General features: G+C 62.0%; 22 protein-coding genes. 7 read left to right on the forward strand and 15 right to left on the reverse strand.

Features of this window, described 5'->3' with window-relative positions:
* Nucleotides 1-34 precede the first annotated feature (34 nt).
* Entirely contained in the window at nucleotides 35-1,480 is a 1,446-nt protein-coding gene (guaB, locus tag IF204_RS06210) for an IMP dehydrogenase (RefSeq protein ID WP_194095488.1), read from the reverse strand.
* 181 nt (nucleotides 1,481-1,661) lie between these two features.
* Here guaB and IF204_RS06215 point away from each other — a divergent pair, with 181 nt between their 5' ends.
* On the forward strand, nucleotides 1,662-3,704 hold the full coding sequence (locus tag IF204_RS06215) for an ASKHA domain-containing protein (RefSeq protein WP_194095490.1): 2,043 nt from the start codon (nucleotides 1,662-1,664) through the stop codon (nucleotides 3,702-3,704).
* 320 nt (nucleotides 3,705-4,024) lie between these two features.
* On the forward strand, nucleotides 4,025-4,579 hold the full coding sequence (locus tag IF204_RS06220; RefSeq protein ID WP_194095492.1) for a fasciclin domain-containing protein: 555 nt from the start codon (nucleotides 4,025-4,027) through the stop codon (nucleotides 4,577-4,579).
* A 68-nt stretch (nucleotides 4,580-4,647) separates the two neighbouring features.
* Here the strand turns inward: IF204_RS06220 and pgi are convergent, their stop codons facing one another.
* From pgi to IF204_RS06260, 8 genes are all read right to left on the reverse strand, one after another.
* Complete coding sequence (pgi, locus tag IF204_RS06225; protein ID WP_228069088.1) at nucleotides 4,648-6,252, reverse strand: glucose-6-phosphate isomerase; 1,605 nt, start codon at nucleotides 6,250-6,252, stop codon at nucleotides 4,648-4,650.
* On the reverse strand, nucleotides 6,249-6,920 hold the full coding sequence (pgl, locus tag IF204_RS06230) for a 6-phosphogluconolactonase (RefSeq protein WP_194095494.1): 672 nt from the start codon (nucleotides 6,918-6,920) through the stop codon (nucleotides 6,249-6,251). Before pgl ends, pgi begins: the two co-directional genes overlap by 4 nt.
* 58 nt (nucleotides 6,921-6,978) lie before the next feature.
* Nucleotides 6,979-8,433 (reverse strand): glucose-6-phosphate dehydrogenase, encoded by a 1,455-nt coding sequence (gene zwf, locus IF204_RS06235; protein WP_194095496.1) that lies wholly within the window; start codon nucleotides 8,431-8,433, stop codon nucleotides 6,979-6,981.
* A 113-nt stretch (nucleotides 8,434-8,546) separates the two neighbouring features.
* Nucleotides 8,547-9,128, reverse strand: a complete 582-nt coding sequence (locus IF204_RS06240; RefSeq protein WP_194095498.1) for an HNH endonuclease — start codon at nucleotides 9,126-9,128, stop codon at nucleotides 8,547-8,549.
* A 197-nt stretch (nucleotides 9,129-9,325) separates the two neighbouring features.
* Nucleotides 9,326-9,991 carry an alpha/beta hydrolase gene (locus tag IF204_RS06245; protein WP_167638248.1) on the reverse strand — a complete coding sequence of 222 codons (666 nt, stop codon included), beginning with the start codon at nucleotides 9,989-9,991 and terminating at the stop codon, nucleotides 9,326-9,328.
* Nucleotides 9,988-10,626 carry a DNA-3-methyladenine glycosylase family protein gene (locus tag IF204_RS06250; protein ID WP_194095499.1) on the reverse strand — a complete coding sequence of 213 codons (639 nt, stop codon included), beginning with the start codon at nucleotides 10,624-10,626 and terminating at the stop codon, nucleotides 9,988-9,990. The genes IF204_RS06245 and IF204_RS06250 overlap by 4 nt, the downstream gene beginning before the upstream one ends.
* Nucleotides 10,608-11,318, reverse strand: a complete 711-nt coding sequence (gene cobK, locus IF204_RS06255; protein WP_194095501.1) for a precorrin-6A reductase — start codon at nucleotides 11,316-11,318, stop codon at nucleotides 10,608-10,610. Before cobK ends, IF204_RS06250 begins: the two co-directional genes overlap by 19 nt.
* Nucleotides 11,315-12,364 carry a cobalt-precorrin-5B (C(1))-methyltransferase gene (locus tag IF204_RS06260; RefSeq protein ID WP_194095503.1) on the reverse strand — a complete coding sequence of 350 codons (1,050 nt, stop codon included), beginning with the start codon at nucleotides 12,362-12,364 and terminating at the stop codon, nucleotides 11,315-11,317. Before IF204_RS06260 ends, cobK begins: the two co-directional genes overlap by 4 nt.
* 97 nt (nucleotides 12,365-12,461) lie before the next feature.
* Here IF204_RS06260 and cobA point away from each other — a divergent pair, with 97 nt between their 5' ends.
* The 3 genes from cobA to IF204_RS06275 are packed head-to-tail and all read left to right on the forward strand — an operon-like array spanning nucleotide 12,462 to nucleotide 15,859.
* The gene (gene cobA, locus IF204_RS06265; RefSeq protein ID WP_167638244.1) at nucleotides 12,462-13,313 is read left to right on the forward strand and encodes a uroporphyrinogen-III C-methyltransferase; all 852 of its coding nucleotides are present in this window, start codon (nucleotides 12,462-12,464) and stop codon (nucleotides 13,311-13,313) included.
* Nucleotides 13,310-14,569, forward strand: a complete 1,260-nt coding sequence (locus tag IF204_RS06270; RefSeq protein WP_194095505.1) for a cobyrinate a,c-diamide synthase — start codon at nucleotides 13,310-13,312, stop codon at nucleotides 14,567-14,569. The genes cobA and IF204_RS06270 overlap by 4 nt, the downstream gene beginning before the upstream one ends.
* 36 nt (nucleotides 14,570-14,605) lie before the next feature.
* Nucleotides 14,606-15,859 carry an MFS transporter gene (locus IF204_RS06275; RefSeq protein ID WP_194095507.1) on the forward strand — a complete coding sequence of 418 codons (1,254 nt, stop codon included), beginning with the start codon at nucleotides 14,606-14,608 and terminating at the stop codon, nucleotides 15,857-15,859.
* Here the strand turns inward: IF204_RS06275 and IF204_RS06280 are convergent, their stop codons facing one another.
* The 6 genes from IF204_RS06280 to IF204_RS06305 all read right to left on the reverse strand — a co-directional run bounded on the left by IF204_RS06280 (nucleotide 15,860) and on the right by IF204_RS06305 (nucleotide 22,182).
* Nucleotides 15,860-16,627, reverse strand: a complete 768-nt coding sequence (locus IF204_RS06280; protein ID WP_194095509.1) for a squalene/phytoene synthase family protein — start codon at nucleotides 16,625-16,627, stop codon at nucleotides 15,860-15,862.
* Nucleotides 16,624-18,252 (reverse strand): citramalate synthase, encoded by a 1,629-nt coding sequence (gene cimA, locus IF204_RS06285; RefSeq protein WP_194095511.1) that lies wholly within the window; start codon nucleotides 18,250-18,252, stop codon nucleotides 16,624-16,626. The genes IF204_RS06280 and cimA overlap by 4 nt, the downstream gene beginning before the upstream one ends.
* Nucleotides 18,252-19,607 (reverse strand): cysteine--tRNA ligase, encoded by a 1,356-nt coding sequence (cysS, locus tag IF204_RS06290; protein WP_194095513.1) that lies wholly within the window; start codon nucleotides 19,605-19,607, stop codon nucleotides 18,252-18,254. The genes cimA and cysS overlap by 1 nt, the downstream gene beginning before the upstream one ends.
* 144 nt (nucleotides 19,608-19,751) lie before the next feature.
* The gene (locus IF204_RS06295) at nucleotides 19,752-20,288 is read right to left on the reverse strand and encodes a DUF1697 domain-containing protein (RefSeq protein ID WP_194095515.1); all 537 of its coding nucleotides are present in this window, start codon (nucleotides 20,286-20,288) and stop codon (nucleotides 19,752-19,754) included.
* Nucleotides 20,289-20,387: 99 nt separating this feature from the next.
* Entirely contained in the window at nucleotides 20,388-20,975 is a 588-nt protein-coding gene (locus IF204_RS06300; protein ID WP_194095516.1) for an outer membrane protein, read from the reverse strand.
* Between the two features lie 106 nt (nucleotides 20,976-21,081).
* On the reverse strand, nucleotides 21,082-22,182 hold the full coding sequence (locus IF204_RS06305) for an anhydro-N-acetylmuramic acid kinase (RefSeq protein ID WP_194095517.1): 1,101 nt from the start codon (nucleotides 22,180-22,182) through the stop codon (nucleotides 21,082-21,084).
* 63 nt (nucleotides 22,183-22,245) lie between these two features.
* On the opposite strand from IF204_RS06305, the gene tyrS reads away from it, so the two are divergent.
* Complete coding sequence (tyrS, locus tag IF204_RS06310) at nucleotides 22,246-23,499, forward strand: tyrosine--tRNA ligase (protein WP_194095518.1); 1,254 nt, start codon at nucleotides 22,246-22,248, stop codon at nucleotides 23,497-23,499.
* A gap of 160 nt (nucleotides 23,500-23,659) precedes the next feature.
* Complete coding sequence (locus tag IF204_RS06315; RefSeq protein ID WP_194095519.1) at nucleotides 23,660-24,550, forward strand: DMT family transporter; 891 nt, start codon at nucleotides 23,660-23,662, stop codon at nucleotides 24,548-24,550.
* Nucleotides 24,551-24,557: the final 7 nt, after the last annotated feature.

Genomic DNA, 24,557 nt, shown 5'->3' on the forward strand with positions numbered 1-24,557 from the left:
ATAAAAAGGCCCGCCGGAGCGGGCCCTGTTCCTTTTAACCGATGCGGTAGTTGGGGCTCTCGCGGGTGATCTGCACGTCGTGGACGTGGCTCTCCTTGAGGCCCGCGCCAGTGATGCGGACAAAGTTGCAGTTCTTCCGCATGTCAGCGACGGTGCCGTTGCCGGTGTAGCCCATCGACGCGCGAAGGCCGCCAACCATCTGGTGCAGGACGGTCGAAACCGGACCCTTATAGGCCACCTGACCTTCGATGCCTTCGGGCACAAGCTTGTCGTTGGCCGCGTCCTTCTGGAAGTAACGGTCAGCCGAACCGCGGGCCATTGCGCCGAGCGAACCCATGCCGCGATAGGCTTTGAACGAACGGCCCTGATAAAGGATCACCTCGCCCGGGGACTCGTCGGTGCCTGCGATCATCGAACCGACCATCGCGCAGGACGCACCAGCGGCAATCGCCTTGGAGAAGTCGCCCGAGAACTTGATGCCGCCGTCGGCGATGACAGGCACGTCGCCTGCTGCCGATGCGCAGTCCATGATCGCGGTCAGCTGCGGAACGCCAACGCCTGCGACCATGCGGGTGGTGCAGATCGAGCCCGGGCCGATGCCGACTTTGACGCCATCGGCGCCGGCGTCGATCAGGGCAGCGGTTGCAGCGGCGGTGGCCACGTTGCCGGCGACGACCTGAACGTTGGACTCGGCCTTGATGCGCTTGACCGCGTCGATCACGCCCTGGCTGTGGCCGTGAGCGGTGTCGACAACAACGATATCAACGCCAGCGTCGATCAGTTCCATCGAACGCTCGTAGCCCGCATCGCCAACGGACGAGGCAGCAGCCACGCGCAGGCGGCCGAGTTCGTCCTTACAAGCGGTCGGGTTCAGGACGGCCTTTTCGGTATCCTTGAGCGTCAGCAGACCGGTCAGAACGCCGTCGGCGTCGGTGACCAGCAGCTTTTCGATGCGGCGGGCCTTCATCAGGCTGATCGCTTCGTCGCGGTCGACAGGCTCGCGCAGGATGGCGAGGTCTTGGGTCGTCATCATCGTCGAAACCGGCGCGTCGTCACGCTCGGCAAAGCGCATGTCGCGGTTGGTGACGATGCCGACCACGCGGTCTTTTTCGTCAACAACGGGGAAACCGGTGAAGTTGTAGCGTTCGACCAGCGCCTTGGCATCTGCCAGCGTCTGATCGGCGCGGAGCGTAACGGGGTTGTAGACAACGCCCGATTCAAAACGCTTCACGCGGCGCACTTCGCGCGCCTGCTCTTCGACCGAAAGGTTTTTATGGATGACACCCATGCCGCCGGCTTGCGCCATGGCGATTGCCATGCGGGCCTCGGTGACGGTGTCCATGGCCGAGGACAAGAGCGGAATGTTCAGAGCGATCTGTCTGGTTACATACGTGCGGGTGTCCGCGGTCGCAGGAAGGACCGACGACGCCGCCGGCACAAGAAGAACGTCATCAAAGGTGAGGGCCTCGCGAATCTCCATCTGCGTCTCCGTGGATTGCTTCGTTTGGCGCGTCCCTATCGCATGGAACTGCCCGAGGGGAAAGGCCAAATCCGACCTATACTTTGTGCAATGCCGCATACCGTTCAAAAGATGACGGTAAGACGCTACTTGTGCTACCGCGCTTCGCGTTATCCAAGGTCAAACGAACAGGTATACCCCGATGACGACCGATCCCCTTGTGATCTTCACGCCCTCCGGCAAACGGGGGCGTTTTCCCGTTGGCACTCCCGTCCTGACTGCTGCGCGCCAGCTTGGCGTGGACCTTGATAGCGTCTGCGGCGGACGCGGCATTTGTTCCAAATGCCAGATCACGCCCTCCTACGGCGAATTCCCCAAACACGGCGTTCATGTCGCCGATGACGCGCTCTCCGAATGGAACGCGGTCGAGGAGCGTTACGACCGCGTGCGCGGCCTGACCAAGGGCCGCCGTCTGGGGTGTCAGGCGACCGTCCAGTCGGACATCGTCATCGACGTTCCGGCCGAGAGCCAGGTCCACCGTCAGGTCGTCCGCAAGGCCGCGACCCAGCGCGATATCGTCATGGACCCCGCAACGAAGCTCTACTACGTCGAGGTGCAGGAACCCGACATGCACGAGCCTTCGGGCGATCTGGAGCGCCTCTGCGCCGCGCTGAAGGACCAGTGGCAGATCGAGGGCGTCGTGGCCCCGCTGTCCGTGATGCGCAAGCTCCAGCCCGTTCTGCGCAAGGGCGGCTGGAAAGCCACCGTCGCGCTGCACAAGGACCACCACAGCAAAGATCACACGCTCGTCGACATCTACCCCGGTTTCGACGAGACGCCCGTCTACGGCCTTGCCATCGACCTTGGCTCGACCACAGTTGCCGCGCACCTGTGCGACCTGCGCACGGGTCTCGTTGCGGCATCTGCCGGTATCATGAACCCGCAGATCCGCTTTGGCGAAGACCTCATGTCCCGCGTATCCTATGCGATGATGAACAAGGGCGGCGATCAGGAGATGACCCGCGCGGTGCGCGAAGCCATCGACCAGCTGACCAAGGACATCGCACTGGAAGCGGACATCGACCCTGCCCGCATCCTCGAAGCCGTGTTCGTCTGTAACCCTGTGATGCACCACCTGCTGATCGGCCTCGATCCGGTGGAACTGGGTCAGGCCCCGTTCGCGCTGGCGACGTCGGATGCGATGTCGCTGACCTCGACCGAGCTTGGGCTCGGCGCGATGAACGCTGCCGCGCAGATATACATCCTGCCGTGTATCGCGGGTCACGTCGGTGCCGACTGTGCTGCCGTTGCCCTCTCCGAAGAGCCTGGCAAGTCCGACGACCTCGTGCTGATCGTGGATGTGGGCACCAACGCCGAATTGCTGCTGGGCAACAAGACCCGCGTGCTGGCGTGTTCCTCGCCTACCGGTCCTGCGTTCGAAGGTGCGCAGATTTCCAGCGGCCAACGTGCCGCTCCGGGTGCGATCGAACGTATCGAGATCGACCCTGTCACCAAGGAACCCCGCTTCCGCGTCATCGGTTCGGACCTCTGGTCGGACGACGAAGGCTTTGCCGAGGCGACCAAAGGCACTGGCATCTCGGGCATCTGCGGCTCGGGCATTATCGAAGCTGTCGCCGAAATGCGTATGGCAGGTATCCTTGATCCGTCGGGCCTGATCGGCTCGGCCGAGATGACAGGCACGCCGCGCTGCGAACCCACGGGCCGCACCCACGAGTACGTCATCTATTACGGCACCGAAAACGGCGGGCCCCGCATCACCGTGACCCAAGGCGACATCCGCGCCATCCAGCTTGCGAAATCGGCCCTCTACGCGGGCGCGCGCCTCCTGATGGACGAGATGAACGTCGACACCGTGGACCGCGTGGTTCTGGCTGGCGCGTTCGGTGCGCACATCAGCGCCAAGCACGCGATGGTGCTGGGCATGATCCCCGACGTTCCGCTTGAGAAGGTCCAGTCCGCAGGGAACGCCGCAGGCACTGGTGCGCGTATCGCGCTGTCGAACATCGCCGCCCGTTCGGACATCGAAAAGATCGTTCATCAGATCACCAAGGTCGAAACCGCGATCGAACCGAAGTTCCAAGAGCACTTCGTCAACGCGAACGCGATCCCGCACGCAACGGATACCTTCCCGAACCTGTCGGGCATCGTGACGCTGCCTGTGGTGGACTACAATCAAAAGAACCAAGGCGATGGTGGCGGCGGTCGGCGTCGTCGCCGCGGCTAAAATCCCAAAATTCGGATGGAAGGGGCGCTCTCGGGCGCCCCTTTTTGCATTCCGAGACCCAGATTTTCCGCCGGATCATTCCGGATTTCAAAAAAATCGCTCCGGATCATCTTTTATCTGAAAAAAGTTTCGGGCCGTTTTGATCCGTTTTTCGACCCCATCACCCCCGAAAATCCCACGCACGTACGCACCTCTTCAGAAATAGTTGCAGCCCAATTGCTCACGTTAACGTTTGGATTTCGTGACCTTTTTCGGAGATCCAACTGCGAGCCAGCCCCGTAAACCTTAGCACTACCAACGCAAACCCATGAGGTTACAAAATGAATAAATTTGCTACTATTGCCGCCCTTTCGATCGCTACTCTTACCGCACCGGTTGCTGCCCTTGCTGACAACCCGATGGTTGGCGGCGCTGCCATGTATGAAGACAAGAACATTGTCGAAAACGCTCTTAACTCCGAAGATCACACCACGCTCGTTGCTGCGGTTCAGGCCGCCGGCCTTGCCGAAACGCTGATGGGCGAAGGCCCGTTCACCGTATTCGCTCCGACCAACGCTGCATTCGACCGCCTGCCGGAAGGCACCGTTGAATCGCTGCTGATGCCGGAAAACAAAGACATGCTGGTCCACGTTCTGACCTGCCACGTTGTCGACAAAGCAGTCATGTCGGACGCCCTGCGCGGCATGATCGCCGATGATGGCGGCATGCACGAAGTTCCGACCCTCGGCGGCTGTGTCCTCGACGCTGCTTATGACGACGGCGTTGTGACCCTGACTGACGAAAACGGCACTATGGCCACCATCACCATCGCTGACGTCAAGCAGTCGAACGGCGTCATCCACGTCATCGACAACGTCATGACCCCCGTAATGTAATCTCCCAGAGATACAAACAGAAAGGGCCGCCCCATCGGGCGGCCCTTTTTGCGTTCTATGGTGTGAAATCAGAGGCCGTTGCCACGCAGGAAGCTGACCAGCGCGGCGGTCGAACCGTCCTTGCCTGCAGCGTCTTCCTTGCCCTCGACAACCGGCTGCAGCGCAGTAGCCAGCTCTTTGCCCAGCTCAACGCCCCACTGGTCGTAGGAGTTGATGCCCAGCACCACGCCTTCGACGAACACGCGGTGCTCGTACAGCGCGATGATCTGGCCGAGCATGAACGGCGTCAGCTGCGGATAAGCCAGCGTGACCGACGGACGGTTGCCGACGAAGACACGGTGCTTGGCCTGACGTTCCAGCTCAGCGCCTTCGAACTTGTCGGCGACCTTACCGCGGGCTTCGTCCAGCGAACGGCCTTTCATCAGCGCTTCGGACTGCGCAAGGCAGTTCGCGACGAGCAGCTGGTGCTGATAGTGCAGTTCCGGCTCGTGGCCCTTGGCGGCGACGAGGAATTCGCACGGGATCACGCGGGTGCCTTGGTGGATGAGCTGGTAGAACGCGTGCTGACCGTTGGTGCCGGGTTCACCCCAGACGACCGGACCACTGTTGAACGCGAGGTCTTCGCCGTCCATGCTGACGCCCTTGCCGTTCGACTCCATCTCCAGCTGCTGGAGGTAAGCCGGAAGGCGCGCAAGGTTGTTGTCGTACGGCAGCACGGCGCGGGTCGCGTGACCGCAGACCTGGTTGTGCCACAGACCGACCAGAGCCAGCATCGCGGGGACGTTCTGCGACCATTCGGTGGTGCAGAAATGCTTGTCCATCTCCTGACCGCCGCGAAGGAACTCGCGGAAGTTCTGCGGGCCGACAGCGATCATCAGGGACAGACCGATCGGGCCCCACATGGAGTAGCGGCCACCGACCCAGTCTTCGAAACCGAAAACGCGGTTGGCGGGGATGCCGAAGGCGGCGGTCTTGTCCATCGCGGTCGACAGCGCAGCAAACTGGGCCGAGGCGTCGGTGACCTGCTCGCTCATCCACTCTTTAGCGGTACGGGCGTTGGTCATGGTTTCGATGGTGGTAAAGGTTTTCGACGCAACGATCACGAGGGTCGTTGCCGGATCGCACTTTTCCATCGTCTGGAAAATGTCGGCGGGATCGACGTTCGAGACGAAGTGGCAGCGCGGGCCGTCAGCGTACGGCGCCAGCGCGAGGTAGCCCATTGCCGGACCGAGGTCGGAACCGCCGATGCCGATGTTGATGACGTCGGTGATCTTGCCGCCTTGGCCTTCGAAGATACCGTCGCGGACTTCGGTCGCGAACTTTTCCATGCGGGCCAGCGTTTCCAGAACGCCCGGCATCACGTCTTCGCCGTCTACCACGACGGGCTTGCCGTCGATGTTGCGCAGCGCAGTATGCAGAACGGCGCGGCCTTCGGTTTCGTTGATCTTCTCGCCCGAGAACATCGCGTCACGCTTGGCGGCAACGCCGGTCTGGTCCAGCAGGTCGATCAGCAGCGCGCGGCCTTCGCCGTCGATGTTGGTCTTGGAGTAGTCAAATAGCAACTCGCCTGCCGAAGCCGAAAAATCCTTGGCACGGCCTGCGTCCAGCATGGTTTCGATCCGGCGATCCGCAACGGTCGCCTGATGCGCTTTCAGTGCGTCAAAAATGGTCATTTATCTGCCCAATGAACGGTTGTCCCCTGGAGGATCGAGGCCACGGGTGCCTCTTGCGGGGAAAGGTGACGGGCTTTCTCCAGCGCCTCGCGCTTTTCCTGCCCGATGATGAGGATGTGACGGCGCATCGCGTTGTTCAGCACGTGAGCCGACAGCGTAATACGGGGTTCCGGCGCGCCAGGTGCACGCATCGGATAAAGGGTGTCGGTGCCGGTCAGCGCGTCATTCAGACGGTCGGCACCGGGGAAGATCGAAGCGGTGTGCATGTCGGCGCCCATGCCCAGAAGGCAGACGGACAGCGGCAGGTTCTCTTCGATCGGGCCAGCGACTTCGGGCAGCTTTTCTTCGGCGGTGCCACCTTCGGCAAACAGCGGAAGGTAGGTCGCCGCAGCAGCGCGGTCGGTCAGCAGGCGCTCTTTGATGAGGCGGGTGTTCGAACGGTCCGAGGTTTCGGGAACCCAGCGTTCGTCGGTCAGCATGACCTTCACACGCGACCAGTCCAGTTCGGCGGCGCAGAGCGAGTCGAACATCGGGCCGGGGGTGGTGCCACCCGGCACGGCGAGCGTCGCGAAGTCTTCGGATTGCAGGCTTTCACGAAGCTGGCCCGCGATCTTGTTCGCGAGCTGGATCATCAGCATGTCGACGTCTGCGTATTCGATTAGTTCCATAGTCTTTTCCTGCGTTTAGGAGCAGAGAGGCGGGGAAGTCCCCGCCTGCTTTGTTTTCTTAGCCTTTGATGTCACGCCAACGACGACCGTCGCGATGCATAAGCATCAGCGCATCGTCCGGCCCAGCCGAACCTTGGTCGTAGAGTTTCGGCACATCGTTACGGGCTTCCCAGCCGTTGATGATCGGATCGGTCCAAGCCCAAGCGGCCTCGACTTCGTCACCGCGCATGAACAGCGTCTGGTTGCCACGGATCACGTCCATAATCAGGCGCTCGTAAGCGTCCGGCGCGTCGTCGGCCTCAAGCTGGAGAGCTTCCGAGAAGGTCATGTCGAGCGGAACGTCGATCAGGCGCATACCGCCCGGACCCGGTTCCTTGATCGTGACCTGAAGGTCGATGCCTTCGTTCGGCTGCAGACGGATCGCGAGGATGTTGCGGTGGCGGGCTTCGTCGCCTTCGAAGATCGAGTGGCCGAGGTCTTTGAACACGACGGCGATTTCCGAGGCGCGCGCCTTCAGCTTCTTACCGGTGCGCATGTAGAACGGCACGCCGGCCCAACGCCAGTTGTCGATGCCGACCTTCATCGCGACAAAGCTTTCGGTGAAGGAACGCGGGTTTTCCGCGTCTTCGCGGTAGGACGCTTCGTCGCCGTCCTTGTCGTACTGGCCGCGCACGATGTGATGGTGATCGACCGGCTGGAGGGCACGGATGACCTTCAGCTTTTCGGTGCGGACCTCGTCGGCCTCGAACTTGTTCGGCGGCTCCATCGCGATGAGGCAGAGGAGCTGCATCAGGTGGTTCTGGACCATGTCGCGCATTGCGCCCGACTTGTCATAGTACGACCCGCGACCGCCAACGCCGACGGTTTCGGCAACGGTGATCTGGATGTGGTCGACGTAGTGGTTGTTCCACAGCGGCTCGAACAGAACGTTGCCGAAGCGGATCGCCATCAGGTTCTGGACGGTCTCTTTGCCCAGATAGTGGTCGATGCGGTAAATCTGCGATTCCTGGAAGTGCTCTGCCAGCGACTGGTTCAGTGCACGGGCGCTTTCGAGGTCACGGCCGAACGGCTTTTCAACCACGATGCGCGACTCGGCGTCGGCGATGTGGTGGAGGTGAAGACGCTCTGCCAGATCACCGAAGAGGCTCGGCGCGACCGAGAAATAGAAGGCTTTGACGACGCCGTCCCGGACCTTGCCGGCCAGATCGGCCCAGCCGCCCTCGCCTTTCGCGTCGATCGACACATAGTCGAGGCGCGCTGCGAATTTGTCGATCGCTTCGGCTTCTTTCGATTCCGCGCCGCCGAATTCGGCAATCGCGTCACGTACCAACTGGCGGAAGCCATCGGCATCCATGTCCGAACGTGCGGCACCGATAATGCGCGAATCTTCGGTCATCTGACCGGAGAGGAAACGGCGGAACAAGCCGGGGAGGATCTTGCGGCGGGCAAGATCGCCTGTGCCGCCAAAAATTACGAGGTCGAAAGCATCGACCGGAATGACTCGCGAAACCATAGAAGTTCTCCGCTGTTGGTCATATGCGCTCGTTAGCGCTAACGACTGTTTCCTATTATGACAGCAGGAGAAAGTCTAGCGCAGCAGCCGGATTATTAAAGCGAATTTGATAATCAGGCTTCCAGCTCTGCGTCCCAATAGAGGTAGTCCATCCACGTATGGTGCACGTGGCTTGGCTGAAATTTCCGTCCCACCTGCCGAAGTTGCTCTGCGGTAGGCTGACGGGGTGGTTTTCGCAAAGTCAGAGCCGACTGGCGCAGGCTTTTCGACCCTTTACGCAGATTGCACGGAGAACAGGCAGCCACCACGTTTTCCCAGCTTGTAATGCCGCCGCGGGCACGGGGTACAACGTGATCGAAGGTCAGATCACCCCGCGATCCGCAATACTGGCAGCAGAAACCGTCCCTCAGAAAAAGATTAAAGCGCGTGAAGGCCACGCGCTTTTGAGGAGCTACATAATCTTTGAGGACGACAACCGAGGGTATGAGGAACTCGGTCGAGGGACTGTGGACCATCTCGTCGTAGGTGGCGACGACATCCACGCGGTCCAGCCAGACGGCTTTGACGGCTTCCTGCCAAGGCCAAATTGACAGCGGATAATATGAAAGCGGCCTGAAATCCGCGTTCAGAACCAGCGCAGGGTGCGTTCGCCCCGAGCCTTCTCTGACAAAGTTTGTCCTGAAATCACCGTCCATGGGACCAAATCTCCCCTGCCCTGACTGCTAGATAGCACCAGAGCGGGAGCACCCGCTCCGGCCATAGGTCGACTATATATCTCGTGGACACCCTGACAAGGGCTACAAGATGCAGAGCCGCGCTGACCGAACGGATAAAACGGCAACGTGACGCCTATATGACGTCACACCGCGATGACTGCTGAAATTGGCGGCAGCTAGTAGCCGAGGCGCTCGCGCATGAAGGCCAGCGCCACCTGAAGACCGTCCGGCGCGATGCCGTGGGCGGTGCCCTTCATGATGTGGGCGTAGACCTCTTTCCAACCGGCCTTTTGCAGCGCTTCGGCGGCTTCGGGCAGCGATTGCGGCGGAACAACGTCATCCATATCGCCGTGAACCAGCAGAACCGGCGGCTTGCACTGGACTTCATCCTCCAGCAGTTCAGGCTCCAGCAGACGGCCAGAAAACGCGACGATACCGGCAACGGCGTCTTCGCGGCGCGGAGCCACGTGCAGCGACATCATCGTGCCTTGGCTGAAACCGAAAAGCATGACCTGCTCGGGCAGCAGATCGTAGTCGACCATGATGCCATCAAGGAAAGCGTTGAGATCGCCAGCGGCGCGGTAGAGACCTTCGCGCGATTCCTCTTCGCTGGAGCCGTCGATCCACGGGATCGGGAACCACTGGAAACCGAAGGGCGCGCCGTTGCAGTTTTCAGGCGCATCGGGCGCGATGAACATGGTGTCGGGCATGTGCTCGGCCAGCGGATCGGCCAGACCCAGAAGGTCGGCGCCATTGGCGCCATAGCCGTGCAGGAACACCACTGCGGAGCGGAGTTCGCCCGAAAGCGGGTCGCGTTTGTCTGCCTGAAGTGCGCGTGTCATCGGATACCTTCCCTGTCTTTTGCTACAGCGTAGTAAGCCCACAGAAGCCGCGCCGCAACGGATCTCCACGGTGCCCAAGCGTCGCCCATGGTACGGAACGCTTTTTCCTTGGGCCGTTCGTCGTGTTCGAACAAAATACGGGCAGCTTCCTGAAGCGCCAGATCGCCCGCGGGCAGCACGTCCGAATGACCGAGCGCGAACATGGCGTAAATCTCTGCCGTCCAGATGCCGATGCCAGGCACAGCAACGAGTGTTTTCACCACATCGTCCGTCGGCATATCGCGCAGGGCGATGTAGTCGATGTCGGCCTCGGCCAGCGCGCGAGCGTAACGGGCTTTCTGCCGCGACAGACCCAGCGCGCGCAGATCGTCGTCGCTGGTCCGGATGATCAACTCGGGCGAGGTCATCCCCGCCGCTTCGAGCTTGTTCCAGATCGCGGTGGCCGACGCGACGCTGACCTGCTGGCTGACGATGGCCGAAAGCAGACGGTCGAACCCGTCGGGACGGCGGCGGAGCGGTAGTGGGCCGGTTTGTTCGTATGCATAGGCAAAGCGCGGCTCGGCCTTTGCCAACCATTCGACGCCTTCGAGGACGCAGTTATCGGTCTCGATCAGCCTCACAAGTCGAGCAGCCAATCGAGCACGTCCTGCACCCTCTCGCGGCACTGGGTCACGGGGGCCTTGGGACGGCTCTGCATCAGGACAGGCAGGTGCAATTCGCGCGCGGCGAGCAGTTTGCCATCGGTCGCCCCGCCGGAGTTCTTGGCGATGATCCAGTCAATGCCGAGCGACTTGAACAGCTCGACTTCCTCGGCCTGCGAGAATGGCGGACGGCCTGTGATGAACTTGATGTTCTCGGTGTCTTCCTGCGGATCGACGGTGCGCACGTAAAGCTCGCGGTTCGGCAGGTCGAGCTCCTCGGCAGCCTTGCGGCCCACGGCGGCAAAAACCTTCGCGCCTTCGGGAATGTGCTTTCCCGCCTCGGCCAGATCGTCAACGAACCACCATTCGTCGTCGGGCTCCGGCTCCCACATGGGACGTTCGAGCTGCATATAGGGAACGCCCTTTTCCTCGCAAATGCGGGCGGTGCGGCGCGTGATGCTGACGGCAAACGGATGCGTGGCGTCGACCACGGCGCTCACATTATTGTCGTCGAGGAAGGCGCGAAACGCCATCGCGCCGCCAAAGCCCCCCACCCGCGTCGGAATGCCGAGTTTCTCAGGCTCCGCCGTTTCGCCAGCGAGCGAGGCCAGCGCCTCCAGCCCGTAGTCATTCAGCAGCCACGACAGTTTTCTGGCCTCGGTCGTTCCGGCCAACAGCAGGATCATGGATTGCTCCGCGCTAGGATATTTCCCGCGCGGTCTATCACGACGATATCGACGACGGTAGGCGCATCGCCGAGCATTTGCGCAGCCTGCTCCCGCGCTTTGTCCGCGATGGTCTGCGCAAGCGGCGCGCCCGCGAGCTGGTAGGCTTCGAGCGTGGTGTTCGCAGTACGGAGACGGTCGTCGCCCATCCACTCCGCCAGCGTGTCGAAATTCACTTGAGAGCGGCCAGAATGCAGATCGACCGCCCCCTGCGCCAGTTTAGCCAGCTTACCGATGCCGCCGCCGATGGTGAGGCGCGGCACGTCGTATTTCTTGAGGTATTTCAGCATCCCGCCCGCAAAATCGCCCATATCGAGCATCGCGAATTCTGGCAGATCATGGAGCCCCTGAACCACCTTTTCCGAAGTAGCACCCGTGCAGCCCGCCACATGCGGAATGCCGTTCGCCACCGCCACATCGACCCCGCGATGGATCGACGAGATCCACGCGGCGCAGGAGAACGGACGCACCACACCGGTCGTCCCGAGGATCGAAATCCCGCCGACAATCCCAAGACGCGGGTTCCAGGTCTTCTTCGCCAGTTCTTCGCCCTTCGGCACGGACACGGTGATCGTGATATCGGGCGCTTGGCCATACTCGCTGGCCATCTCTGCGACGATCTCGTCCATCATGGCGCGGGGAACTGGGTTGATCGCGGGCTCGCCAACGCCGATGGGCAGACCGGCCTTGGTCACGGTGCCGACGCCCTGCCCGCCTTTGAACCGAACACCGCCCGAGGACGCCTCGACCCGCGCGATGATCAGCGCGCCGTGGGTCACGTCGGGATCGTCGCCAGCGTCCTTGATGATGCCCGCTTCGGACCAGCCGTCACCAACCGCCGTATGCGCCAGTTCGAACACCGGCGTCTCTCCACGCGGCAGCGTAATCCCGACGCTGGAGGGCCATTCGCCACCCCACAAACGCATCAACGCCGCCTTGGTGGCGGCGGTTGCACAGGCGCCAGTGGTCCAGCCACGGCGTAACGGTCCATCGGGTTTACGCGTCATGAGGCGGACTATATGCATTGTGCGAGCCGCCGCCAATCCGGCGAATTGCGTCGTTTGTCGACTTTTCCAAACCGATCAGTCGGGGCATAAGCACGGCATGGATGAATCGCTCAAACTTCCCGGCCACGACTGGCCCGAAATGAAACCCGGTTGGGTATGGCTTTGCGGCGCTGGTCCGGGTGATCCGGGTCTGTTGACGCTCCATGCCGTCAACGCGCTGCGTCAGGCAGACGTGGTGATCTACGACGCGCTGGTGGACGAAGCGATCCTGAGCTGGGCACCGCAGGCCGAGCATGTCTACGCAGGCAAGCGCGGCGGCAAGCCGTCGGCTAAGCAGCGCGACATTTCCCTACGCCTCGTCGACCTCGCCAAAGAGGGCAAGCGCGTTCTGCGCCTCAAGGGCGGCGATCCGTTCGTTTTCGGTCGCGGCGGTGAGGAAGCGCAGACGCTCGTGCAGCACGGCGTACCCGTGCGCATCATCCCCGGAATTTCCGCTGGCATCGGCGGTCTGGCCTACGCGGGCGTGCCCGTCACCCACCGCGACGTGAACCAGTCGGTGACGTTCGTCACGGGCCACGACCAGTCCGGCAACACGCCGCAATCGCTCGATTGGGAAGCGATCAGCAAAGGCTCGCAGGTGCTCGTGATCTACATGGGCATGAAGCACATCGCGCAGATCACCGAGTCGCTGCGCAATGCGGGCCGCCCCGCGAGCGAACCCGTCGCCGTGGTGACGAATGCCACGACCAAGAACCAGCAGGTGCTTGAGACAACGCTCGGCACGATCGAAGCCGATATCGCCGCCGCCGGTCTAGAGCCGCCCGCAATCATCTGCGTCGGCCGTTCGGTTCTGATGCGTCAGGTACTCGACTGGCAGGGCATGGCCAACGGTGAAGCGCCGCGCAACCTCGACCCGCTGGGCCGCGGCAAGCCTGCCGAAAGCGCATGACCGCAGGTCTGATCCTCGCGGCTCCGGCCTCCGGTTCGGGCAAAACCACGATCACACTCGGCATCCTGCGGGCCTTGGCGCGCAAGGGCATTGCCGTGCGCAGCGGCAAATCCGGCCCCGACTATATCGACCCCCGCTTTCACGAGGCCGCCACGGGCCAGCCGTGCCTGAACCTCGACGCTTGGGCCATGACGCCGGAGCGGATCAAGGGCCTCGCGTGGGGCGATGATCTGATGTTGATCGAAGGCGCGATGGGCCTGTTCGACGGCGCTCCGCCCGATGGTTGCGGCGCAACGGCGGATCTGGCGCGGCACCTCGGCCTGCCTGTCGTCCTGATCGTCGATGCGGCAAGCATGGCGGGCTCGATTGCGCCGCTCGTCGCTGGTTTCGCGGGCTTCGCGCCCGACGTCCGTATCGGCGGCGTCATCCTGAACAAGGTCGGCAGCCCGCGCCACGAAACCATGCTCCGCCGCGCGCTGGAGCCGATGGGCATTTCCGTCCTCGGCGCCGTTATGCGGCAGACGGGGATCGTGACCCCTTCGCGCCATCTGGGACTGGTGCAAGCCGAAGAGCGCACCGATCTCGAAGCGTTCCTCGACCTTGCTGCCGATCATATCGCGGGGTCGGTTGATCTTGATGCGCTGACCGCACTTGCCGAGCCGCTACCCACGGCGACCCGCACCCCCGCCCAGCCGCCTGCCCAGACCATCGCCGTCGCCCGCGACCGCGCTTTCGCGTTCAGCTATCCGCACCTCTTGCAGGACTGGCAAAGCGCGGGCGCCGAGGTGCGTTTGTTCTCGCCGCTGGCCGATGAGCCGATCCCGGAGGCGGATCTGATCTACCTTCCGGGAGGTTATCCGGAGCTCTATGCCGGACAGCTGACGGGCTTCGTCCAACGCCTCAAGAGTGCCGCCGAAACCACTGATCTATATGGTGAATGTGGTGGCTATATGGTGCTGGGCGATGGCCTTACCGATGCCAACGGAACACGTCACGAGATGGCGGGCCTTCTGCGCCTTGAGACGTCGTTCGCCAAGCGCAAACTCCACCTCGGTTACCGTGACGTGCACGCAGACCACGGCCCGTTCACCGGCCAATGGGCCGCGCACGAATTCCACTACGCCACCACGCTAAGGGCCGATGGCGAGCCGCTCTTTACCGCCAAGGACGCCGAGGGCAACGTGCTGCCGCCGATGGGGCTGCGGCAAGGGCGCACATACGGGTCTTTTGCGCACCTCATTGATCCACGTTCATAAAGGCTTAAGAAGGTCGGGCTATATTTCGAGGTAACGATGACCGACTCTGTTTTAACGAATGACGCGCGCGCCAAGCGCAATGTGACCGTGCTGGTCATTGCCCAAGCGCTGCTGGGCGCCCAGATGCCGATGATTTTCGCGATCGGCGGTCTTGCGGGCAAGCAGCTTGCCTCTAACGCGTGCTTTGCAACGCTTCCGATTTCGATGATCGTGTTCGGGTCCATGACCACCGCGCCGTGGCTGTCGCCGTTCATGCAGAAATACGGGCGTCAGTCGGGCTTTATGCTCGGCGCTTCGGCAGGCATGATCGGCGCGATGATTTCGGCGGCGGGGCTCTACCTCGGCAATTTCGTCATCTTTCTGATCGGGTCGTACCTCACGGGTATCTACCAGTCCTCGCAGGGTTTCTTCCGCTTCGCCGCGACGGACACCGCCTCGGACGACTTCAAACCCAAGGCGATTTCGTACGTGATGGCTGGCGGCCTCGTGTCCGCGATTGTCGGGCCGCAGCTCAATAACTTCGCCAGCGGCACGATGAGCTACATTCCGTTCCTCGCCAGCTATCTGATTATCATCGGGATTAACCTGTTCGGCCTGTTCCTCTTCATGGGCCTCGACCTGCCCAAAGGCAACCGCCGCGCGCCCGAAAGCGTCGCTGCCCTGCCCGCGCCCCGCTCCCGCAAGGAAATGCTGCGCGATCAGGCCATCATCGTCGCGATCATCGTCGGTATGGTGAGCTACGCGCTGATGAACCTCGTGATGACCTCCACGCCGCTCGCGGTCGTTGGCTGCGGCTATGGCACCGAGCAGGCAAATAACATCGTGACGGCCCACGTGCTTGCGATGTTCGGCCCGTCGTTCTTTACCGGCCACCTGATCGCCCGTTTTGGCGTGATCCGCATCATGAGCATCGGCTTGGCCATCCTCGCGGCCGCGGGCTTTGCCGCGTTGGCGGGCGTTCAGCTGGCGGACCAAGCTGCTGCGCCGTCGCTCTTCAGCTTCTACGCGGGTCTGGTCCTCTTGGGCATCGGTTGGAACTTTGGCTTTATCGGCGCGACCACGCTGCTCGCCAGTTCGCACGCCCCGCAGGAACGCGGCATCATTCAGGGCCTCAACGACCTGCTGGTGTTTGGCGGCGTGACGGTCGCGTCTGTCGCATCGGGCGGTCTGATGAACTGTTCGGGCGGCGCGGCGATTGACGGCTGGACTGCCGTCAACCTCGCCATGGTGCCGTTCCTGACGCTCGCAGGCGGCGCACTGATCTGGCTGACGTTCAAGCCGAAAAGCTAATTACCAGCGGCCAGCGGCAGCCTTGAGCATGAGGCTGCCCTTGCGCCGGAACTCCGACGTATCAAGCCGACCTTCGGGAACAGCCTGCGGATCGGCGATTGCCTTTTTGAGCAGCGCCCGCGCGCGCCATCCCGCACGCAGCGCGGGGGTCGCCGAGCCGAAATCGGTCGACTGCTGCTTGTCCAGCATCCGCAACCCGTAGTCCGCAATGTTCTTGACCTCGGCCAGCGTGCCATGGGCAAAAGGCTTGCGGCCAGCTGCTTCGAGCGCAGGCACGGCCATGAACCAGTTCGCGATCCCGCTAGCGATGGCGGCCTCGCGGATATCGGCCTCTTGGTCCTCGGACGCGCCGAGCGCCAGCGCTGTCAGCACCATCAGGCTGCCTGCGCTGCGATCGATGTGGCCGATCACGTCTTCTTCGGAAGTGAACAGATCACCGTTCAAATCCCAGTATCGCGCCGTGATCATGGTCGAGAAAACCGACACCGGCAGCTTGGCCGACTGGATGACCGACGCGAGCGGGCCTGCGACTTCGTGCGCGCGGGGCTCTGCCCCCTCGGCCGCTTCGCCAACAATGTCCTGCCACCACTGAAGGCGCATCTGCGCGATCATCGGCTCCTTGGTGATCCACGGTGCCTTCGCGATCTCGAGGTTGAAGGCGTAGAGCGGAAACAGCCGCTCGCGCGCCTCGGGCGGCGCGGACATCGCCGCGAGAAAGCGGTCCGGATCGCCCTTTTCAACCAGTTCAGCGCAAGCGGTCAGCGTCATACGGCTTCGGCTCCGTCACGGAAAAGCTTCCAGTTCACAGCGTCGAGCAGCGCCTCGAAGGACGCGTCGATGATGTTTTGTTTGACGCCGACGGTGGACCAACGGCGGCCCGTCGAGTCCTCGAAGTCGATGATGACGCGGGTCACAGCCTCGACGCCGCCGTTGGTGATGCGCACCTTGAAGTCGACGAGTTCCATGTCCTCGATCAGCGCCTGATAAGGGCCGAGGTCCTTGGCGAGCGCATTCGACAGCGCGTTTACGGGACCGGCGTCTTCTTCGCGGTCGGCCTGATCGTTCTCGTAGAAGCTGGTGACCTTCTGCGTGCCGATCCAGACGGACACCACGGCCTCGGACACGGTCACGACCTCGCCCTTCGCATTGCGGCGACGTTCCGAAATCACACGGTAGCGGTCCACGTCGAAGAACGGGCGCGGCTCGAACAGCATCTCGCGGGCGAGCAGTTCGAAGGACGCCTGCGCGGTGTCGTAGGAATAGCCGAGCGCCTCGCGTTCCTTGATCTCGTCCAGCAGACGCGGCAGCGCGGGATCTTTGGGATCGACGTCAAAGCCCGCGTCGGCGAGACGGCGGCGCAGGTTCGACTGGCCCGCCTGATTGGACATCGGGATGATGCGGCTGTTGCCGACGAGGTTCGGCTCGATATGCTCGTAGGTGCTCGGGTCCTTCAGGATCGCCGAGGCGTGCAGACCCGCCTTATGCGCGAAGGCCGATGCGCCGACGTAAGGCGCCTGTTTCGCCGGAACGCGGTTCAGCACGTCGTCCAGCAGACGCGAAACCTTGCGGATACCGGCCAGCGCCTCTTCGGTGATGCCCGTCTCAAGGGCCGATTTGTACGGCTCCTTCAGCAGTAGCGTCGGGATGATCGTGGTGAGGTTGGCATTCCCGCATCGCTCGCCCAATCCGTTCAGCGTGCCTTGGATCTGGCGCGCACCTGCATCGACGGCGGCCAGCGAGTTGGCGACCGCGTGGCCGGTGTCGTCGTGGGTGTGGATGCCGAGGTGATCACCGGGAATGCCCGCTTCGATCACTTTGCCAACGATCTCGCGCACCTCGTGGGGCAGTGTGCCGCCGTTGGTGTCGCACAGCACAATCCAGCGCGCACCGGAGTCGTAGGCCGCCTTGATCGCCTCGATGGCGTAAGGCGCGTTGGCCTTGTAGCCGTCAAAGAAGTGCTCCGCATCAAACAGCGCCTCGCGGCCCGATTTGACGATATGCGCGACAGATGCGCGGATATTCTCGGTGTTTTCTTCGAGCGTGATGCCGAGCGCGGTGCTGACGTGGAAGTCGTGTGTTTTGCCGACCAGACAAACGGCAGGCGTGTTCGCGTTCATTACGGCAGCCAGAACGTCGTCGTTTTCAGCCGAGCGCCCTGCCCGTTTGGTCATGCCAAAGGCGGCGAGGGTCGCCGTGTTCAGGTCCGGCACCGCGTTGAAGAAATCGCTATCCGTCGGGTTCGCACCAGGCCAGCCGCCTTCGATGTAATCGACGCCAAGCTTGTCCAGCGCGGTCGCGATCTTCTGCTTTTCAGCGGTCGAGAACTGCACGCCTTGGGTCTGTTGACCATCACGCAGCGTGGTGTCGTAGAGATACAGCTTTTCCTTGGACATCAGAGGCCCTCCAACTTGGCGGCGTCAAATCCGGCACCGGGTAACAGTTCAACGCCTGCCTTGGACATACGCACTTCGACGCCCGCGTCCATCAGCGCTTTCTTCATCGCGTCGACCGCGCTGAAGTCCTTGGTCTCCATCGCCTCTGCGCGGATCGCGGCAAGTTTGTCGGCATAGGCGGTCAGATCGACGCCCGCTGCCCACTCGCCCAGTTCGTCCGTGAGGAAGCCCATGAACAGAGCGGAGGCTTTGAACGTGGCCGCATCGCCTTTGGCCAGAACATGCAGACGCGCGATGGCACCGGCGGTGTTCAGATCATCGGCAAGCGTGTCGACCAGTTCGGGGTCGACCTCGCCAGCGACCACATCGGCAGTCAGATTGCGCCAGTTGCGCAGGGTCTGCTCCGCCTCTGCACGCTTCTTCTCGGTCCAGTCCATCGGCTTGCCGTAGTGGGTACCGAGCATCACGAGACGCACGACCTCACCGGGGATGCCCTGTTCGAGCAGATCGCGGACGGTGAAGAAGTTGCCCAGCGACTTGGACATCTTCTTGCCCTCGACCTGAAGCATCTCGTTGTGAAGCCAGTAGTTCGCAAAGCCGCCCTCGGGGTGTGCGCAGCAGCTCTGGGCTATCTCGTTTTCGTGGTGCGGAAACTGGAGGTCGTTGCCGCCGCCGTGGATGTCAAAAGACGCACCGAGCAGCTCGTAGGACATGGCGGAGCACTCGATGTGCCAGCCCGGACGGCCATAGCCCCACGGGCTCCCCCAGCCCGGCGTTTTGACATCGGACGGCTTCCACAGAACGAAGTCCATCGGGTCTTCTTTGAACGGCGCAACCTCGACCCGCGCACCGGCGATCATGTCATCGACCGAGCGGCCCGACAGCGCGCCGTAGTTCTCGTAGGACCGCACGCGGAACAGGACATGACCCTCTTTTTCGTAGGCGTGGCCCTTGGCAATCAGCTCCTCGATCATGGTGATCATCGCGCCGATCCACTCGGTCGCGCGCGGCTCCTGATCGGGACGCATCGCGCCGAGGCTGTCCATATCGTCGTGATACCAGCCGATTGTTTCATCAGTGATGTCGCGGATCGGACGGCCCGTAGCGGCAGCGCGGGCGTTGATCTTGTCATCGACGTCCGTGAAGTTCCGCACGTAAGTCACGGAGTTCTCGCCATAAACGTGGCGCAGCAGGCGGTAGAGAATATCGAACACCAGCACGGGACGCGCGTTGCCGAGGTGGGCGCGGTCGTAAACCGTCGGGCCACAGACGTACATGCGCACATTCTGCGGGTCGATCGGTACGAAGTCCTCTTTCTTGCGGGACTTGGTGTTATGGAGTCGGATCGTCGTCATACGGCCTCTCTCGCGCACGGTTTTCGCCTGCGGGCTTTAGCAACTATCCTGTTCGGTGGAAACGTGAAAGAGCGGCCCGCGTGACTTTGTCAGCAGGTAATAATGCAGCAAATGATGATTGCGTTGCTCTTCATGTGCAAAGGGTTAGCACCCGTCTGCTGTCTGGTCCAGCATTTCTTGCAGCTTGCGAATGGTGTTGAGGTTACGGGCCGTGGTGTCGGTGCCCGTGATGACCCTGTGCATCTTTTCGGCCAGTTTGGAGCGACCGATACCGTCGGGGGCATGGAGCCAGACGACGTCCCCTTCGGCGGTGAGCGTTTCGCTTTCTGATTTGAACTGGGCGAGCGCGTCATGGTCGATGGTCGGCTTGGAAAAGCAGAAGAACCCGTGGACGTGTTTGCACTCTTCGGGTTCGAACGGACAGCTATTCGCCAGAGCGTCGAAGGTCGGGTGGTCGTAGACGAGTGTCGGGATGTCGAGGCCAAACTCTTCGTTCATCGCCGCTTGCAGGGTCGTGGCAAAGTCGCCCGCCTCCGCCGCAAAGGTCATGTTGCCGGACGCGATGTATGTCTTGGCGTTTTCCCAGCCCAAAGTCCCCGCAAGCGCCTTCAGATCTGCCATCGGCACCTTGTTTTTGCCGCCGACGTTGATGCCGCGCAGTAGCGCCACGTATGCCTGCATAATCGCCCCCCCTCTGGTTGCGCGCAGCGTGGCAAACGGCCTCTCAAAACGCAACAGGCCGCGCAAAAGCGCGGCCTGCCATCCAGTCAGAGGACCGGATTAGAAGTTGAAGCTGGCGCGAACAGCAACCGACGTCATGTCGATGTCGTCGCCCGAACCTGCAAAGTCTTCATACTCGTGCTTGAGGACTTCTGCACCAACGGTCCAGCTGTCGTTCCAAGCGTAGTCGGTACCGATACCGTAGACGTAGCCGTCATCTTCAAACTCGGTGCCGTTGTCGGTGACGGTCAGCTGCGAGACACCTGCGGTTGCGTAGGGCAGCCACTGGCCTGCATCGTAGCCAACGCGGACTTTGGCAGCCATTTCGCTGTCGACCGAGGTGCCGGCTTCTTCGATGTCGTAACCGTCATAGGAGACTTCACCACCGACGACCCACGAACCCATGTCGTACTGGTAACCGGCGAATGCACCGTAGGATGCGCCGTCAGCTTCGTCGGCGTCTTCTACGTCAGCGTAGCCGAGCGACAGACCAGCGTAACCACCAGTCCAGTCCATACCCATGACCGGTGCGGGCTCGACCACTACCACGTCTTCGACCGGAGCAGGAGCAGCCATGCCGCCAGCCAGAGCCGGACCAGCGAGGGTAGCGACAGCAGTGGAAGCGAGCAGAATATTTTTGATGAACATTGTATTTCCTTTCTGGGTGTGAACCCGTGTTCGGAAAGGGAAATGCGGCAGCGCGGCGATCAGTTCCGGCTGTTCCATCGATAATGCGTGGTGTGGCAAAATTGCATCAACCCTTGGGTGGGTAGCTCACTGTTCCACCACCTACGGCTGCCTTCACGCCGGTGGTCGACGGGCAGGATGTCGGCAGCCCCCGCGCCACGCGAACAGCCAAGTATGCAAAGGCCTGCGCCTCCAGCATGTCCCCATCGAGGCCCACGTCCTCGACCGGCAGAACCTCGCAATCCATGGCCGCTTGGAGCATCTTCATCAGCGTGGCATTTTTCCGCCCGCCGCCGCAGACGAGCATCTTTGTCGGCTCGGTCGGGCAATATTGCAGGCCCTGCACTACCGCCATCACCGCGCAAGCCGTGAGGGTTGCAGCAGCGTCAGCATCGCTGAGGTCCGCCACGGCATCGCTAAGCCCTTTGAACTGGTCGCGGTCTAGCGATTTGGGCGGCATTCGGTAGAAGTAGCGGTGCTCAAGGAAGTTCGCGACAATATCGTCGTCGACATTGCCTTGCGCCGCTAGCGCGCCGTCCTCGTCATGGGACAGCCCAAGCCGCGCGGTCATAAGGTCGTTGACCGGCGCATTCGCGGGACCGGTGTCGAAGGACAGCAAGGCGCCCTCCTCCTCCGGCTTGTCATAGTCCGGATCGACCCACGTAATGTTGCCAACGCCGCCGAGGTTCAGGAACGCGACCGGCTCGGTCGCGCGGATGAACTTGGCCAGTGCGAAATGATAGAATGGCGCAAGAGGCGCACCCTCGCCGCCGAGTTTCACGTCCGCACTACGGAAGTCCCAGACAACCGGCTTTTCCAGCGCCGCAGCTAACAGCCCGCCATCACCGATTTGCAACGTCCCGCGTCCGCGCGGGTCGTGCGCGACGGTCTGCCCGTGAAAGCCGATCAGATCGACGTCCGCAAACCCTTCGAGGATCTCGCCATGCGCCGTCTCGACCACTTCGGCAGCGGCGACAAGCGCATCACCCTGCCACTTGCCCAAAGCGGCGCGCAGGATGTCTGTTTCTTCTTTGGTGTAGGGCCGGAATGCGGCCTCTCCGAACGATATAATCTCCAGTCCGTCCGTCTCGATCACCGCGGCATCGACGCCGTCGAGTGACGTTCCGGACATAGCGCCAAGCGCTTTGACTGCCCCTGCCTTCAACATTGGCTTTCCCTTGTCCATTACCACGCTTATAGAGTGCCCCGTACTCAAACCAAGGACGAAATGATGACGTACCATCCCAAATCCGACTTCATGAATGTCATGATGCAACGCGGCTTCCTCGCGGACTGCACGGATTATCAGGGCCTCGACGAGGAACTGAGCAAAGGGGTGGTTCCGGGCTATATCGGCTTCGACGCGACAGCGAGTTCGCTGCACGTCGGCTCGCTCATCCAGATCATGACTCTGCGTTGGCTTCAAAAGACCGGTCACAAGCCGATCACCCTCATGGGCGGCGGCACCACCAAGGTGGGCGACCCGTCGTTCCGTGCGGACGAACGCCCGCTGCTGACCGACGAGAAGATCAACGAGAACATCGCCGGCATCAAAAAGGTCTTCTCGGCCTACATCGACTACGACGACACGACGCCGAACGGCGCGCTGATGCTCAACAACGCGGAATGGCTCGACGGTCTGAACTACCTCGAGTTCCTGCGCGACATCGGTCGCCACTTCTCGGTCAACCGGATGCTGTCGTTCGAGTCGGTGAAATCGCGCCTCGACCGCGAACAGTCGCTGTCGTTCCTCGAATTCAACTACATGATCCTTCAGGCCTACGACTTCCTCGAACTGAACCGCCGCTACGGCTGTCTGGTGCAGTTCGGCGGCTCGGACCAGTGGGGCAATATTGTAAACGGTATCGACCTGACCCGCCGCGTTCTGGATCACCAGATCTTCGGCCTGACCACCCCACTGCTGACCACCTCGGACGGCAAGAAGATGGGCAAGTCGCAGAACGGCGCGATCTGGCTGAACGAAGACCTGCTGTCCGCCTACGAGTTCTGGCAGTTCTGGCGCAACACTACCGATGCGGACACCGGCCGCTTCCTCAAGCTCTACACGGAACTTCCCGTAGAAGAGTGCGAGCGTCTGGGCGCGCTGGGCGGATCGGAGATCAACGAGGCGAAGATCATCCTCGCCAACGAAGTGACCGCCCTGCTCCACGGTGCGGACGCTGCGAAAGCTGCCGAAGCCACCGCGCGCGAAGTGTTCGAAAAGGGCGGCGTCGGTGACGACCTGCCGACCCTGACCATTCCGGCAGCCGAAGTCGCGGAGGGCATCTCGCTCGCGCAGCTCGTGGTCCGTTCGGGCCTCGCCAAGACCGGCAAGGAGGGCAAGCGCCTGATCGGTGACGGCGGTCTGAAGGTCAACGATGAGACCTGCACCGATGCGGGCCGCATGTTCTCGGCCGCTGATCTGGGCGAGCCGCTGAAACTGTCGGCAGGCAAGAAGCGCCACGCGCTCGTCACTCTGGGCTAACCCACGTGACAACCAATTGAAACGCCGCTCCTTCGGGGGCGGCGTTTTGCGTTCTGCGGGCGGTTTGTGCGCCTATGCAGTCAGCAAAACCATGGCAGACCTTTTGCCGCACGCGCGAACCCGCTAAGGCTGGGCCAGATATTTTCCAAAAGGTCGATTTATGGACAACGTTCGCGGTTCCATTCTCATGGTCTTGGCGATGCTTGGCTTCGCTATCGAAGACATGTTTATCAAGCTGCTCTCCGCGCACCTCCCCGCTGGCGAGGTCATGATGATCCTCGGCGTTGGCGGCGTGCTGCTTTACTGGATCGCGCTGCGCCGCCAGAACGTCCCGCTATTCAGCACCGTGTTTTTCGAGCGCGGTGTGGTGCTGCGAAACATCGCCGAGTTCGTCGGCACCGGCGCTTTCGTAACTGCCTTCACGCTGGGCGAGATTTCGACGACTTCTGCCATCATGCAGGCCCTGCCGCTGGTCGTGACCATGGGCGGTGCGCTGTTCCTTGGCCAGCAGGTCGGCTGGCGCCGCTGGACCGCTATTTTTGTGGGCTTCATTGGTGTGATCATCGTCATTAACCCGCAGCCCTCGGGCGTTGATCCACTGGCGCTTTTGGCGCTGGTCGCTGTACTCGGCCTCGGGTCGCGCGATGTCATCACCCGCCCGCTCCGCGGTCAGATCCATTCCCTGCAACTGGCGGCCTACGGCTTTGTGACGATCATTCCGCTCGGCGCGACGATGATGGTTCTACAGGGCGAAACGCCCGTTGTGCCAACCGGAATCGACTACCTGTACCTCCTGCTCTGCATCTCGATCGGGGTCGTTGCGTACTATCTTCTGATCCTCGCAAGCCGGATCGGAGAGCTCGCTGTGGTGGCTCCTTTCCGATACACGCGGATTCTGTTTGCGCTAACAGTGGGTGCTGTAGTATTTGCCGAGACGCTGGAACTCCACATGCTGGTGGGCTGTGCGATTATTGTCATGTCCGGGATCTACACGTTCTATCGCGAGTCCCGGGCGCGCCGCGCTTCCCTATCGTCAAGTGTACGGGTATAGCACTCGC

Origin of the sequence: Marivivens aquimaris, assembly GCF_015220045.1 — a bacterium.
Taxonomy (GTDB): Bacteria; Pseudomonadota; Alphaproteobacteria; order Rhodobacterales; family Rhodobacteraceae; genus Marivivens; species Marivivens aquimaris.

Excerpts from the sequence above, each read along its gene's own strand:
- guaB (WP_194095488.1), bottom strand. The coding sequence starts at position 1,480 with ATGGAGATTCGCGAGGCCCTCACCTTTGATGACGTTCTTCTTGTGCCG.
- IF204_RS06215 (WP_194095490.1), top strand. The coding sequence starts at position 1,662 with ATGACGACCGATCCCCTTGTGATCTTCACGCCCTCCGGCAAACGGGGG.
- IF204_RS06220 (WP_194095492.1), top strand. The coding sequence starts at position 4,025 with ATGAATAAATTTGCTACTATTGCCGCCCTTTCGATCGCTACTCTTACC.
- pgi (WP_228069088.1), bottom strand. The coding sequence starts at position 6,252 with ATGACCATTTTTGACGCACTGAAAGCGCATCAGGCGACCGTTGCGGAT.
- pgl (WP_194095494.1), bottom strand. The coding sequence starts at position 6,920 with ATGGAACTAATCGAATACGCAGACGTCGACATGCTGATGATCCAGCTC.
- zwf (WP_194095496.1), bottom strand. The coding sequence starts at position 8,433 with ATGGTTTCGCGAGTCATTCCGGTCGATGCTTTCGACCTCGTAATTTTT.
- IF204_RS06240 (WP_194095498.1), bottom strand. The coding sequence starts at position 9,128 with ATGGACGGTGATTTCAGGACAAACTTTGTCAGAGAAGGCTCGGGGCGA.
- IF204_RS06245 (WP_167638248.1), bottom strand. The coding sequence starts at position 9,991 with ATGACACGCGCACTTCAGGCAGACAAACGCGACCCGCTTTCGGGCGAA.
- cobK (WP_194095501.1), bottom strand. The coding sequence starts at position 11,318 with ATGATCCTGCTGTTGGCCGGAACGACCGAGGCCAGAAAACTGTCGTGG.
- IF204_RS06260 (WP_194095503.1), bottom strand. The coding sequence starts at position 12,364 with ATGACGCGTAAACCCGATGGACCGTTACGCCGTGGCTGGACCACTGGC.
- cobA (WP_167638244.1), top strand. The coding sequence starts at position 12,462 with ATGGATGAATCGCTCAAACTTCCCGGCCACGACTGGCCCGAAATGAAA.
- IF204_RS06270 (WP_194095505.1), top strand. The coding sequence starts at position 13,310 with ATGACCGCAGGTCTGATCCTCGCGGCTCCGGCCTCCGGTTCGGGCAAA.
- IF204_RS06275 (WP_194095507.1), top strand. The coding sequence starts at position 14,606 with ATGACCGACTCTGTTTTAACGAATGACGCGCGCGCCAAGCGCAATGTG.
- IF204_RS06280 (WP_194095509.1), bottom strand. The coding sequence starts at position 16,627 with ATGACGCTGACCGCTTGCGCTGAACTGGTTGAAAAGGGCGATCCGGAC.
- cimA (WP_194095511.1), bottom strand. The coding sequence starts at position 18,252 with ATGTCCAAGGAAAAGCTGTATCTCTACGACACCACGCTGCGTGATGGT.
- cysS (WP_194095513.1), bottom strand. The coding sequence starts at position 19,607 with ATGACGACGATCCGACTCCATAACACCAAGTCCCGCAAGAAAGAGGAC.
- IF204_RS06295 (WP_194095515.1), bottom strand. The coding sequence starts at position 20,288 with ATGCAGGCATACGTGGCGCTACTGCGCGGCATCAACGTCGGCGGCAAA.
- IF204_RS06300 (WP_194095516.1), bottom strand. The coding sequence starts at position 20,975 with ATGTTCATCAAAAATATTCTGCTCGCTTCCACTGCTGTCGCTACCCTC.
- IF204_RS06305 (WP_194095517.1), bottom strand. The coding sequence starts at position 22,182 with ATGTTGAAGGCAGGGGCAGTCAAAGCGCTTGGCGCTATGTCCGGAACG.
- tyrS (WP_194095518.1), top strand. The coding sequence starts at position 22,246 with ATGACGTACCATCCCAAATCCGACTTCATGAATGTCATGATGCAACGC.
- IF204_RS06315 (WP_194095519.1), top strand. The coding sequence starts at position 23,660 with ATGGACAACGTTCGCGGTTCCATTCTCATGGTCTTGGCGATGCTTGGC.